Origin of the sequence: Ferruginibacter lapsinanis, assembly GCF_020783315.1 — a bacterium.
Lineage (GTDB): Bacteria > Bacteroidota > Bacteroidia > Chitinophagales > Chitinophagaceae > Ferruginibacter > Ferruginibacter lapsinanis.
The window spans coordinates 2374305-2387626 of record NZ_CP086063.1 but is presented as its reverse complement, the minus strand read 5'-3'; the positions used below and the strand labels follow the sequence as shown (position 1 = coordinate 2387626).

Below are 13322 nucleotides of genomic sequence, written 5' to 3'. Positions count from 1 at the left end.
ATTTTTACTTTATATAGACGCAATTAAATAGTTTTCCCTTTCATTGCAGACGATACAGCAATATCCATGATCCTTTCGGCATATGGACGTGAAATATCATTCAATGCTTCAATCTTGGTTTGTATCAAATTTTTATCCTCCATTGTAATCGCTAGCTGCAACGCTTGCATAGCTCCTGCAGTTTCCATCATTTCTTCTTTGGTAAGATGTGCGGCATTTTTCTGAATAAATCTTTCTGTTGTCTGCAACAACTGCTCTCCTTCCGTTCTGGCTTCTACTAAGGCTCTCGTGGCTATATCTTCTTTGGCATGTGCAATAGAATCCATCAGCATTTGCTCTACCTCTGCATCTGTTAATCCATACTGAGATTTTACTTCTATACTCTGCTCTACTCCACTACGTAATTCTTTTGCTTTTACAACCAATATCCCATCGGCATTGATCAGAAAACTCACTTCTACCTTAGGCATGCCCGCCGGCATACCTGGGATGCCTGTTAAATTAAATTCTGCCAGTTTCCTGTTGTGCTGCACCAGATCCCTTTCTCCCTGATATACAGATATACGCATACTATCTTGTCCATCAACCTGGGTAGTATATTGTCGGCCTACTTTGTTAGGGATCTTTGAATTTCTTGGGATCAACACGTCCATTAATCCGCCTGCAGTTTCTATCCCCAAGCTTAACGGAGTAATATCAAGTAATAAAACATCTTTATTATTTCCAGCTAAAATATCAGCCTGAATAGCAGCTCCTAATGCTACCACTTCATCCGGATTTACAGAATCATTTACAGGTTTACCAAAGAAATTACTGATGGTATTTTTTACAGCCGGCACTCTGGTGCTACCTCCTACCATTACGATCGCATCTATATCAGAAGTTTTCAATCCTGCATCCTTCAATGCATTTTTACAACATGCAAGGGTTTTATCAACCAGCGGGTGGATCAACTGTTCAAAATCTGCCCTGGTAATTGATAACGCATCTCCGTTCAATTCTGCAGTAAATGTATCATTCAAAGAAAGGTGCTTCTTTGCCTCCTCCGCTTTTAAACGAATAGCCTGAGTTAATTCTTTGTTCTGTTTTAGTTCATCTTCGCTTACCCCTGATTGCTGTAACCAGTATTTCACTATCGCATTATCCATATCATCACCTCCTAAATAAGTATCACCATTGGTGGATAACACTTCAAAAATCCCATTGGTTATTTTCAGGATGGATATATCAAATGTACCACCTCCCAGATCGTACACAGCAATCGTCTTTTCCGCTTCTTTGTTTAACCCCAACCCGTAAGCTAAACTTGCTGCAGTGGGTTCATTTACTATCCGCAATACATCCAAACCAGCCAATTTCCCGGCATCTCTTGTTGCCTGACGTTGGGCATCATTAAAGTATGCAGGAACAGTTATCACAGCTTTATTTACGGGTGTTTTTAAAATATGCTCCGCTCTGTGTTTTAATTCTTTTAAAATAAAAGAAGACAGATCTATGGGAGAATAAAATTTATCTCCGACCTGCACCTTCACTAAATTATCTGTGCCATCATCAATTACTTTATATGAAAAGAAAGAAGCATTGTCGCTAATGTCTTTATACGATTTCCCCATTAACCTCTTTGCAGAGAAAACAGTATTATGCGGCTCTGTTATTAAATATTTTTTCGCTTCTTCACCGACTGTAATTGCTCCTGCTTCTCCGAAATGAACAACTGATGGCACCAGCGAGCTACTGTCATGCTCTTTCAGTGCGATAGGCTTTTTTGTATCCGGATGAATGATAGAGACCAGACTATTTGTAGTGCCCAGGTCAATTCCCACTATTATCTCGGGTTGTTGTAAACTACCAGTTGCTATGTTGATTGCTATTTTAGCCATTTCCGTAAACCTTTATTTTCTTGTTGTACACTTAAAACGAATGGCAAAGTTAACGAATAATAGAGGCAACAAAAAAGGGAAGTGAGTTGTATAAACCCACTTCCCTGATATTCTTCGCTTATCGTAAATGATAATACTAATAATTCTTAACCCCAAGCTCAACCCTGCGGTTCTTAGCTCTTCCTGCAGCTGTTTTATTATCAGCAACCGGAGACTCAATACCATGCCCCTCTGCAGTTAACCTGCTTTCTTCCACACCTTTACTTTTCAGATAATCCGCAACAGATTTGGCTCTGTTTTCGCTAAGTACCTGATTCTTTTCAACTGTACCTGTATTATCAGTATATCCATCTATATCTAGGTTGTAAGATGGATTATCTTTTAATATTTTAGCTACTTCGTTCAAAGATTTGAATGACTTAGGCAACAATTTGGCACTACCGGTTGCGAAGAAAATGTTTTGAGCAGCTACATTGATTTTTTCAACAGTGGTTTTAGCTATTTCAGGGCATCCGTAATTTGCGGCTATACCAGCTTCTGAAGGACATTTATCTTCTTCATCATTGATACCATCATTATCTGTATCAGGCACAGGACAACCGCCATAACGAGCCACCCCTGCTACTGAAATACATTTATCAGTCTCATCATTAATACCATCATTATCTGTATCAGGAATAGGACAACCTTCATATTTAGCTAAACCGGAAACATTCGGACATTTATCGCTGGCATCTGTGATACCATCTCCATCTGTATCAGGACATCCTTTTAATGAAGCCAGCCCCTTTACATCAGGACAACTATCATCGGCATCTATAACGCCATCGCCATCTCTGTCTTTTGGAGCTTCTACTACCGGTATAGGAGGGGTTACTTTCTTAACTTTTTTCTTTACCGGACCAAGAGGACCTGCTACACCAAAACTATGATAGAGGTGATATGCACCATTTTCTGTAATTGGAATACGATATTGAGAGTTGATCAACAAATATGCTTCATCCCATAAATTAAATTGCAACCCAAGGCCTGCAGGAACGAATGCTCCATAATACCCTTTATATTTAGACGCACCGGCACCCAAAGTAAGGAAAGGAGAAACTGCATATTTATCTGAAGTCAATTTCAAGTTAGCTGTTACAGCCAATTCCAGCAACAGATCTTTAGTAAAAAAAGCAGGTTTGTTTGGCACTGGATAATCAACAAATGACCCAGATAAAGTTGCTGCAAAATCAGCATGATTGCTAAGCCCTTGTATATAACTTAAAGCTAAGCCCGGAGACATACGGGAAGTTCTATACCAATTATCCGCTTTCAAAACATCTACCATACTAGTAGTACGGATCTCTGATGCAGTAGTGAAATCATTGTAAAAGAAATGCACTCCTAATGAAGCAGGCTTTTTATATTCATTTTGAGCATAAGTATTTGTCAATGATACCAATACAAAAAATGATAACAAGATTTTTTTCATAACAAACGATAGTTTTAATGTGTAACAAAAATAGTAGCTTGAACCGAAAACCTGAAATTTAATACACGTATAATACTGCGAACTTTTCAACAGTTTATGACCACAAAAATACAATTATAGCTGCAAATGATTGATTTAATATTTACCCTTAGGCAAAACCTCCACTTTAACTCTGGTTAGCCCGGATGCAACAAATGCCAGTTTCATAGCTGCTATTTTACTTAAGTCCACCACTCGTCGCACTTTGGGATGAATCCTATCGTTAACTTTAACGATAACTGATCTGCCATTACGTAAATTGGTCACTTTTACCCATGTCCCTAACGGTAATGCATTACAAGCACAGGTATATTTCGTTTGACTGAATACTTCGCCACTGGCTGTTTTTCTCCCATTAAATTTATTTCCATAAAAACTTGCCTGGCCATATAATACTTTACCTACATTTTTTTTTGACTGAGCGACCAGTTGGAATGACAATACACTACAAAATAGCAGCACAGCAAAAAGCCTGAACAAAATGCTCAATGATATAGGTTGATTGTTTGGCGACATGTAATGGTTTATCTATTTATTTGAAAAATATTTTTCTCTCAACAATTTATCTTCTCCGTAGATATCATCATAAAATTTAATACTTCCGTCTTTCTCATCGCAGCTAAAATACCTGATGTACAGTGCTACCTTATTCTTTACATCTATTCTTTTACGCTGTTTAGCTGCTATCCAATTTTTAATAGAATCTGTTGTATATCTTAGCGTATCTCCGGGCCTTACATTCAAGCTGTCATTACGGGCAATGTAGTAAGCCAGTTTTTCCCACTCCTGTACTCGAACGCAACCGTGACTGAAAGCTCTTGATGCATTTTTAAAAAGATATCGCTGATTGGTATCATGCAGATACACCGCATATTCATTATCGAAATTAAATTTAAAAACACCCAATGCATTATTGTCTCCGCTATTCTGCATTATTTTATAAGGAATCCCTTTCGAATATTTACTCCAACTTACACTTGATGGATCAATGGTCTCTCCTTTCGCATTCATCAACTTTAATCCAAGTTTGGATATATAGGAGGGATTATTTTTCAATTTAGGCAGATATTGTTTCACAATAATACTGGTAGGTACTGTCCAGGTTGGATAAGTAACCATATCTGTGATGTAACTGTTAAGCAGCGGCGTACGTGTTGCAGGCTTACCGCAAATTATTCTTGATTCAAGCGCCAGCGTATCATGATCCCAAACCTGCAAATAATATCCAGGTAGATTTACCCAAATATATTTTTCTGGCATATTAACAGGAAGTTGCTTATACCGGTCAAGTGTAATAGCAATGCGTTTGAACTTCTCTGTATCCGTATTGTTCATCATATTTACAATTGAACCGGTTATAATGCCATCTTGTTTTATCCCCTTTTGTTTTTGATATTTTTTTATTGCTGTACTTAATTGAAGTGAGTCAGGCATCTTATTTATAAAATCGATACAATAACTTTCATTTAATCTCCGCTGGATCATTTTAATAAATAACAGAGAGTCTTTTTCATCATTTTTTTTATATGGATATTTTACATAAGTGTACTCTTTCCTGTCCATGCTGTCAACAAATTTCTTTAAGGCAGTTTTAAGCCTCCAATAACCTTTATGTTTTGGTTCGATCGTATTTAATAAAGAAGAAAATTGTTTTTTTACCAATAACTGATTCAAATTTTCTACAAAGAAATTTGCAGCAAGAACACTATCAGGATTTAAAGAAATGCTATCAGGCAAAAGTCTGCCATCCTTTAGATCTTTCATTATAAGCATTAACCCATCAGTCAGCATAAGATCTGCATTTGACCATAATAACGCATCCATTCGTTTTACAGAATCAGCATCGAGGAGGTTTTTTAACGCATGTAAATTCTTAAAATGATAATCATTGGGGAAGAGCCCATTCAACTCAGCGTTTTTAATATATTCAAACAAGGTATCTGCCAGCGGCTCCCATTTTTCTTTCTTGCTCCAGATATTGGCATAGTGATTATTTTCATAAAAATCATTCACCACCAAAGTAAGCTTCAATCTAACAGAATCATTTACTGCCCCTCTGTGCAGCATCGCAAATGCCAAGGACTGCTTAATGCATTCCGCTGTTTTTACATCTATTTTATCAGGAGTAGTTACTGTATCCTTTTTTTCTTTTTTGGGTGAATTGTTGCAGGACGACACATACACACAAAACAATAATACAGCAAAAAGAAATGTGAGGCTTTTGTATCGATTCATATATAAAATCTACAGAGGTTCAAAAATTGTATTTGTTTTTGAACAGATAACTATTTGAAGTTAATGAAATTAGCTGTATATAAAAAAATATAGTTCAAATTATGTAAGGTTTTAACGGTAGTTCCATAAACAACAAAGGGATTGATAATATCAACCCCTTTGTATACCCAATAGTTATATAATTATTTTTCATACACCAGGTATTCCCATGGTTGCATATCAAAAGTTTTTTTAGCGGTAAGATCTTCATTTGTTTGATTAAAAACATTCTTAAATTTGCCGGTAAGATATTCATCATTAACTGTGCAATGCACAGGTTCATTGCTCATATTCAATAATACCAACACTTCATGATCTCCATTCTTACGCAGATAAGCCAATACTTTTCTATCTGCATTGGTATGAAGCATATAAGTGGTAACTGCGGCATCACCTGCTCTTAATGCAGGATTATTTTTATGCAAATTCAACAACGTATGATAAAAACCCTGTAATTCATATTTACCATTCCATTCAATTACATCTTTATCAAAAAACTTCAATCTTTTATGATTGGGTAATTCCTGTCCACTATAAATAAGTGGAATACCATCCCATGTAAAACTAAATACAGCCAATGCTTTGGCGGCATCTCCGTACTTCTCATATTCAGTGCCGTTCCAGGTATTTTCATCATGATTGGTAGTGAACCATAATTTAATAGCCTGATCCCCTCCTGCACTATTGTATTGATATAATAAATTCTCTAATACTTTAAGGTCATGATCTTTTTTATAGAAGTCTTCTGTTTTATGCATCCATGTCCATGTATAACAAGCATCAAATGCCTGGTAATAATGAGGATTATCTATAGCATCATTTTCAGCCAACCAAAAAAGTGTTTTTGTTTTCTCTAATTCTGTTCTGGCTTCCAGCCAAAAATCCAATTCTACCCAAAAAGCAAGATCACAACGATATCCATCAATATCGCATTCAGTTACCCAGTACTTCATGGCATCGATCATTGCTTTACGCAGATCTTTATTTCTATAGTTTAATTCTATAATATCATCCATACCACTTGCTCTTCTGAAATCATTGGTAACACTATCAATTTCATAATATTCTGGATGAGTTTTTGTCCAAACGTGGTCCCAGCCCGTATGGTTGGCAACCCAATCTATGATCACTTTAAAACCCATGCTATGCGCTTGTTTAACCAATGTTTTAAAATCTTCCAGTGTTCCAAACTCAGGATTGATAGCAGTATAATCGCTGCAGGCATAATAACTACCCATTGATCCTTTCATTTCTTTTTTTGAAATAGGAGTAATTGGCATGAACCACAATGTTGACACACCCATTTCTTTTAATCGTGGCAATTCTTTAGCAAATGCGTTGAAAGTTCCCTCCTGGGTATATTGACGTAGGTTCACTTCATATACATCTGTATTATGTATCCAATCAGCTTTTTTATAACTCATTCTTGACGTTGTTTTTTTTGTTAGTTGGTTATTGCAAGCTAATAATAAAAGACTTGCCATTACCGGAAATAGTATTTTTTTCATGCAAACAATTTTTTAACGTGTCAAATGTACACATTTTTAAATCAAATTTATACCCGCTCAGTTTGTACCTTTGTAAAAGTTATATAATGCTATGAAACAATTTGATGTTCCGCTATTTTACCGAAGTCCTTTAATTGCAGCTATTAAGAAAAAACGTAAGCAGGAGGACAAAATGAAAAAGGATTTTAGTTCTACCCTGCTGGACTTTGGCCCGGTACAGATATATTTGGCCAGGCATTTTGGCTTTTGTTATGGAGTGGAAAATGCTATTGACATAGCTTTCAGAACGATTGAAGAAAATCCCGGCAAACAAATTTTTTTATTGAGTGAGATGATCCATAACCCACAGGTAAATGCCGACCTGCAAAACAGAGGTGTACAATTTTTGCAGGACACCTATGGCAAACAATTGGTTTCTTTTGATACGCTAACAAAAGACGATGTGGTGATCATCCCTGCATTTGGCACTACATTGGCAATCGAAGAGAAACTGAACAAGATCGGGATCCCGACAGAAAAATATAATACCACTTGCCCTTTTGTAGAAAAGGTATGGAACAGAAGTGAACAGATCGCACAAAAAAATTATACTGTTATTGTACATGGCAAGCCTACACATGAAGAAACAAGGGCCACATTCTCTCATGCTGCTTTCCACACCCCAACGGTAGTGGTAAACGACATGCAGGAAGCGATCGCTTTGAGCAAATACATTACCGGAGAGAAAAGTATCAATGAATTTTACAAAGAATTTGAAGGAAAATATTCAGATGGTTTTAATGCCGAGAAAGATCTGCAAAGAATTGGCGTCGTCAACCAGACTACCATGCTTGCCAGTGACACACAAGCTATTGCTGATTTCTTAAAACAAGTAATGACAGAAAAATACGCTTTGCAGCCGAATACAATAGAAGAAAGATTTGCCGACACAAGAGACACGCTTTGTTATGCAACGAATGACAACCAAACCGCTGTATATGGTTTATTACAGACTGCTGCCGACCTGGCGATTGTTGTAGGCGGCTACAATAGCAGCAACACCTCACATCTTGTTGAATTATGTGAAGAAAAATTACCTACTTATTTTATTAACTCGGCAGATAAAATGATCTCATCTTCAGAGATCATTCATTATAATTATCATACCAAAAAGGAAGTGACAACGAGTGATTTTTTACATCATAAAGAACCCGTGAAAATTTTAATAACAAGTGGAGCAAGTTGCCCCGATGCATTGGTTGAAGGAGTTATTGAAAAGCTGGTCAGTTATTTTCCGACATCAAAAAAAACCGCAGAAATAATAACTGCTTTTTTATGATGACTGATTATTTTTTTGTTTTCGATTTGTATGGTAATTGACCAACCATATTAAAGCAAAACACACAAAGCCTGTAATACGCCACCAACTTAGCAGATCGGGATAGTTAAATTTTATTACAGCTATCGACAGTAGCATCAGGTAAATAAGCTGAGTAAGCAGCCATGCCCAACCGGCGTCATAAAAGTTTTTGCTGCCGATTCGTTTCATTTTCCCATGCTGTATGTTGTAGTGATTTTTATATCGTTGCAGATCACTCCAAAAAAAATGCACATCTGATTCATACCCCTGTCTAAAATTAAATGTGGCCGTAAACGCTGGTGATATAAATCCAACCTGATAAAAAGTAAGTGAACTTTTAGTATCAGTACTGTCTGATATATTTGAAATATTATCCCAAGTACTAAAAAAAATTTTACGTGGGTACATGAATGATGCTCCCTGTAATTCATACCGAAAACCATCTGCATTAATTGTTACATTACAATCTACAACAGTTTTATTGATGACCAGGTAAATTGTAAATCCTACTATAAATATGATACCGATCATTATGATGGTAAACAGGCCCCATTCCGGTATCTCTACATTCAGGAACGCTAAAGGGAACAACATCAGCAGAACACCAACAATCGGCACAACCACTAATACCAGTGCAATTTTGCTGTTTTGCTGAAATCTTAATTGATATCCATTGTTCCCACTTTCCATATTATCAAAAATCGTGTAAACATCTATACCAGTCAATACCCAATAACCCCTATTTTTTGAAAGCTTTTCTGATATTATCGCATAAATTTGGTATTCAAAAGAAGCATATGGCAGGCATTTTAAATTTAGTAGGTAATACACCAATGGTGGAACTCAAAAGGATCTCAGTAAATAAAGGCGTAAAAATTTATGCAAAATTAGAAGGACATAATCCTGGAGGAAGTGTAAAAGACAGAGCTGCTTATGGCATGATCAAAGGAGCTATAGACAGAGGCGAAATAAAAAAAGGTATAAAATTAATAGAGGCTACCAGTGGAAACACCGGGATCGCATTGGCCATGATAGCAAGTTTGTTTGGGATTGAAATCGAATTGGTAATGCCGGAAGATGCCACAAGAGAAAGAATTTTAACCATGCAGGCATTTGGTGCAAAGGTCACCCTTACTCCTAAAGAGAAATCGATGGAAGGCTCCAGGGATTACGCAGAAGAGCAAGTGAAAAAGGGTGGTTATTTAATGCTGAATCAGTTTGACAATCCCGACAATGCCAATATGCATTACCTGACCACGGGCCCTGAGATATGGAAGGACACGTATAATACGATTACACATTTTGTTTCCGCAATGGGTACCACAGGTACGATCATGGGAGTATCAAAATTTTTAAAAGAACAAAATCCGGGTATACAAGTGATAGGTTGTCAACCAAAAGAAGGTTCACGTATACCGGGTATTCGCAAATGGCAGGAAGCTTATCTTCCTAAAATTTTTGATAAAAGAAGAATAGACAGCATAATTGAAATGGACGAAAACGATGCCCGTACCATGGCAAAACGTTTGGCAAAAGAAGAAGCGATCTTCAGCGGAATGAGTAGTGGCGGTGCAGTACATGCCGCTATTGAACTTTCCAAAACATTAAGCAACGGTGTAATTGTTTGTATTATTTGCGACAGAGGAGACAGGTATCTATCTTCCAATTTATTTGAATAATACAAAAGCCTTAAAGTAAATACTTTAAGGCTTTTGTATGTTGCAGAACAACTTATCTACGTTCAAAAAAATTATCCTTTTGCAATATTATACAAGCTGTACCAGTCTTGTCTATCCAGATCAATACTAAATGCATTGGCAATATTACGAATACGTTTTTCGTCTGTAGTACCAATTAATGGCAATGCCCCCAATTTAACTAACCAGGCAACTGCGATCGATTCAATATCTGCATTATATTTAGGAGAAAGTTCTTCCAATTTTGCTCTTACCCAAAGTGGTACCCTATCAGTACTGTCAGCAATTTTTCCTTCGGCCAAAGGCGCTGTTGCCAACGGACGCATATATTTTTGTTTGATGTAATCGATCTGTCCGTTATCCAACGCCGTAGTGTTTAACAGATTTAATTCAATATGATTGGTCACTATCGGTGATTTCAAATAAGAACTTAATAATTGATGCTGAAACACAGAGAAATTCACTACTCCAATATTTTTGATCTTTCCGGATTCTTTTAATTTTTGTAATGTCAATGCCGTCGATTCCAGATCAGAGATCGGATCTAAATTATTCAACAAGAAAACATCAATATAATCTGTACGCAAATTCTTTAATGAATTATCCAAACTCTTAATGATGTGCTCACTGGATGTATCATAATGCCTTACACGAATATCAGGCTTACTCGGATGAGGTATTTTTTCACCGCATTTTGTAAACAACACCAGGTCTTCTCTTTTAATACTTTTATTAGCGATAGCTTTCCCAAACACTTCTTCACATTGATATCCTCCATAAGTATCAGCATGATCAAAAGTATTGATCCCTAACTCCAAACAAAGATTAATGATCGACTCCATTTTAGTGGCTGATAACTCCTCCTCTGTCCATCTGTAAAAACCATAGATCGCTTCTGAAACTTTTGGGCCGGAATCGCTTAAATATATCTTCTTCATTTTATTATTTTTTCTTGTGTATAAAGATAATACTGTTTTAGATTGCTTTTTAAAAAATACCGGCAAATAAATTTACCGGCATTTAAAAACCAAAAACAACTGGATGAAACTCTCAATTATAGTGTACAGATTGTTTTACTTCGTTTTATTTTTCCTCAGATCAAGGTTATGAAAATAAAATACTCTTGCTACATTATTACTTTTATACTTGTTTCCCGCTGGTAATTGTTGAAAAAGATTCATGTAGCCAAATTGCAGGTTATCGTGTTTATTTACATGATAGGCAAAGCCCAAAAAGAATCTGTTCTGATCAAAATAATTATACACTATCTTTTTTCCAAAATTCACATGCACTTCATTGTTAACTACAAATGACAAAGTATTTGGTTGAAATCGTTTTTTACTCAAGGGGAACTGTGCAAAGAAATTATACCTAAGTTTAAAATTAAAATTATATCCATCTGCTAACTCGTCATCGTTAAGAATCTTTCTTCTGAATTTTTCCTCTAGCCTGAACCATTGCATCAATCTTACATTTGGATATTTATTATGCCATTGAATTTGTTGCCATGGTCTATGCTCGGGCTGAGAAATATTTTTATGCCCTTCCGCCGGGTAATTAGTAATGTAGGCATACCCTGCAGTAAGCTTTGCTTCATCATTCAAATAATATGTTGCTCCTACCCTTGCAATAGACTGAGAAAAATTATCAAAGAAATCCTCTTTAGTCCTTAAATGAAAATCTGCCCAGATACCCCATTTATCGGTTATTCTGGTCTGATTCAAATACCCCAGCCATACCTGGTTATCAGAGGTTACTGTTTTGGTTTGTGCATTACCAACCATTGTAATTGCAATAAATAAAAAAAGGAATACATTTTTTTTCATTTTTTAATTTTTAATAAACATAATTAAGATATTTGACCTTCGCATCTCGGTAATAAACAATCAATAACACCGACGCCGCTGAAACCAACAACAATTTAGTCATCAAATGTTCCGGATAAAAGAACATGACTGACAAAATTAAAAATGCCCGAAATAACTCCACTCTAAATACCCAGATTTTTTGTTCCATAATTGCGCCGCAGTTGATTAGAGTAACTACTACAAAAAGCGTATACATCGTTTTAAATAACACGGAAAATGTATGATCGAATGCTATAAATCCAAAAAGCGATGCTAATAAAAATAACACCTGAAATATCACATATTTATTCAGCGGCTCATCTATTTTTTCAGGAGCTTGCTTCACACGAAATATTTTTTCTGCTTCAGCTCTCAAGGATGGATCGATTTTTTCAGGTTTACCAAAAATTACTTTTAGTTTTTCTTTGAAAGTTTTCTTTGTCCTTACAGCCAATATCATTTCTATTGCAAAATGAAAATGCTGCCACAAAAAACTATAAGACTTTAAAGGTTTCGTTAAGCCATATACTATTTCTTCCTGCTCCTCTTCTTTTTGAAAAGTCCCCAACAGCTTATCCCAGATAATTAAAACATCTCCATAATTTTTATCCAGATACTTTTCGTTACTGGCATGATGTACCCGATGATGTGATGGAGTAACCAATACATATTCCAATATCCCTAACTTCCCTATCACTCTTGTATGTATGAAGAATGGATATAAGCCATGTATCAGTAACATACTAGTGATCATCTCCGCAGGAAAACCAATAAATGGTAACACAGCCCAAAAGCCAGTACGAACTATAGCTTGAAAAATTGTTACTCTTGCAGAAACAGTATAATTAAAATCTTCACTCTGATGATGTACTTCATGTACCATCCAAAGCAAATTAATTTCATGTGCCAAGCGATGATACCAATACCATATAAAATCAGTGAACAAGAAGATCAGTATCCACCATGCTACGCTGGGCCTGAAATGAAACAAACCATATTTTTTTTGAATGGTATCGTATACAAAAAAGAAAAAACCGGCGATCAACACATCCGCTAATCGTTCGGCAATCCCTATACTGATATTAGCAATGGAATTATGTAACTGAAAATAATCATATCCCTTTTTCTTTGCCACAAAATATTCCAATAGCATAAAACCTACGAAAAGAGGAATGGCCAGTGCTAAATAATTGTAATGCATAAAACTGTTTGAAGTTGGAAGTTGGAGGTTGGGTGTTGGAAGTGAATAACACTCAACTTCCAA

11 protein-coding genes are annotated in these 13322 nt (G+C 36.1%); 2 read left to right on the top strand and 9 right to left on the bottom strand.

Going from position 1 to position 13322, the window contains the following annotated elements; genetic code table 11:
• Positions 1-23: 23 nt before the first annotated feature.
• From dnaK to LK994_RS10190, 5 genes are all read right to left on the bottom strand, one after another.
• The gene (gene dnaK, locus LK994_RS10210) at positions 24-1880 is read right to left on the bottom strand and encodes a molecular chaperone DnaK (RefSeq protein WP_229759982.1); all 1857 of its coding nucleotides are present in this window, start codon (positions 1878-1880) and stop codon (positions 24-26) included.
• 136 nt (positions 1881-2016) lie between these two features.
• Positions 2017-3354: an OmpA family protein gene (locus LK994_RS10205; RefSeq protein WP_229759981.1), complete on the bottom strand. Its 1338-nt coding sequence runs from the start codon at positions 3352-3354 to the stop codon at positions 2017-2019.
• Positions 3355-3489: 135 nt separating this feature from the next.
• Positions 3490-3909 (bottom strand): septal ring lytic transglycosylase RlpA family protein, encoded by a 420-nt coding sequence (locus LK994_RS10200; RefSeq protein WP_229759980.1) that lies wholly within the window; start codon positions 3907-3909, stop codon positions 3490-3492.
• A gap of 12 nt (positions 3910-3921) precedes the next feature.
• Positions 3922-5628: a L,D-transpeptidase family protein gene (locus tag LK994_RS10195; protein ID WP_229759979.1), complete on the bottom strand. Its 1707-nt coding sequence runs from the start codon at positions 5626-5628 to the stop codon at positions 3922-3924.
• A gap of 182 nt (positions 5629-5810) precedes the next feature.
• Positions 5811-7175 carry an alpha-amylase family glycosyl hydrolase gene (locus tag LK994_RS10190; RefSeq protein ID WP_229759978.1) on the bottom strand — a complete coding sequence of 455 codons (1365 nt, stop codon included), beginning with the start codon at positions 7173-7175 and terminating at the stop codon, positions 5811-5813.
• Positions 7176-7266: 91 nt separating this feature from the next.
• Between LK994_RS10190 and LK994_RS10185 the strand changes: the two genes are divergently transcribed.
• Complete coding sequence (locus tag LK994_RS10185; RefSeq protein WP_229759977.1) at positions 7267-8493, top strand: 4-hydroxy-3-methylbut-2-enyl diphosphate reductase; 1227 nt, start codon at positions 7267-7269, stop codon at positions 8491-8493.
• Here LK994_RS10185 and LK994_RS10180 read toward each other — a convergent pair.
• Positions 8488-9204, bottom strand: a complete 717-nt coding sequence (locus LK994_RS10180; RefSeq protein WP_229759976.1) for a hypothetical protein — start codon at positions 9202-9204, stop codon at positions 8488-8490. The two genes, LK994_RS10185 and LK994_RS10180, sit on opposite strands and share 6 nt — an antisense overlap.
• 107 nt (positions 9205-9311) lie before the next feature.
• Between LK994_RS10180 and cysM the strand changes: the two genes are divergently transcribed.
• Positions 9312-10193, top strand: a complete 882-nt coding sequence (gene cysM, locus LK994_RS10175) for a cysteine synthase CysM (RefSeq protein WP_229759975.1) — start codon at positions 9312-9314, stop codon at positions 10191-10193.
• Positions 10194-10264: 71 nt separating this feature from the next.
• On the opposite strand, the gene LK994_RS10170 is transcribed toward cysM, so the two are convergent.
• From LK994_RS10170 to LK994_RS10160, 3 genes are all read right to left on the bottom strand, one after another.
• Positions 10265-11149: an aldo/keto reductase gene (locus LK994_RS10170; RefSeq protein ID WP_229759974.1), complete on the bottom strand. Its 885-nt coding sequence runs from the start codon at positions 11147-11149 to the stop codon at positions 10265-10267.
• Between the two features lie 135 nt (positions 11150-11284).
• Positions 11285-12037 carry a DUF2490 domain-containing protein gene (locus LK994_RS10165; RefSeq protein ID WP_229759973.1) on the bottom strand — a complete coding sequence of 251 codons (753 nt, stop codon included), beginning with the start codon at positions 12035-12037 and terminating at the stop codon, positions 11285-11287.
• Between the two features lie 10 nt (positions 12038-12047).
• Positions 12048-13259, bottom strand: coding sequence for a sterol desaturase family protein (locus LK994_RS10160; RefSeq protein ID WP_229759972.1), 1212 nt, complete (start codon positions 13257-13259; stop codon positions 12048-12050).
• Positions 13260-13322: the final 63 nt, after the last annotated feature.

Excerpts from the sequence above, each read along its gene's own strand:
- dnaK (WP_229759982.1), bottom strand. The coding sequence starts at position 1,880 with ATGGCTAAAATAGCAATCAACATAGCAACTGGTAGTTTACAACAACCC.
- LK994_RS10205 (WP_229759981.1), bottom strand. The coding sequence starts at position 3,354 with ATGAAAAAAATCTTGTTATCATTTTTTGTATTGGTATCATTGACAAAT.
- LK994_RS10200 (WP_229759980.1), bottom strand. The coding sequence starts at position 3,909 with ATGTCGCCAAACAATCAACCTATATCATTGAGCATTTTGTTCAGGCTT.
- LK994_RS10195 (WP_229759979.1), bottom strand. The coding sequence starts at position 5,628 with ATGAATCGATACAAAAGCCTCACATTTCTTTTTGCTGTATTATTGTTT.
- LK994_RS10190 (WP_229759978.1), bottom strand. The coding sequence starts at position 7,175 with ATGAAAAAAATACTATTTCCGGTAATGGCAAGTCTTTTATTATTAGCT.
- LK994_RS10185 (WP_229759977.1), top strand. The coding sequence starts at position 7,267 with ATGAAACAATTTGATGTTCCGCTATTTTACCGAAGTCCTTTAATTGCA.
- LK994_RS10180 (WP_229759976.1), bottom strand. The coding sequence starts at position 9,204 with ATGGAAAGTGGGAACAATGGATATCAATTAAGATTTCAGCAAAACAGC.
- cysM (WP_229759975.1), top strand. The coding sequence starts at position 9,312 with ATGGCAGGCATTTTAAATTTAGTAGGTAATACACCAATGGTGGAACTC.
- LK994_RS10170 (WP_229759974.1), bottom strand. The coding sequence starts at position 11,149 with ATGAAGAAGATATATTTAAGCGATTCCGGCCCAAAAGTTTCAGAAGCG.
- LK994_RS10165 (WP_229759973.1), bottom strand. The coding sequence starts at position 12,037 with ATGAAAAAAAATGTATTCCTTTTTTTATTTATTGCAATTACAATGGTT.
- LK994_RS10160 (WP_229759972.1), bottom strand. The coding sequence starts at position 13,259 with ATGCATTACAATTATTTAGCACTGGCCATTCCTCTTTTCGTAGGTTTT.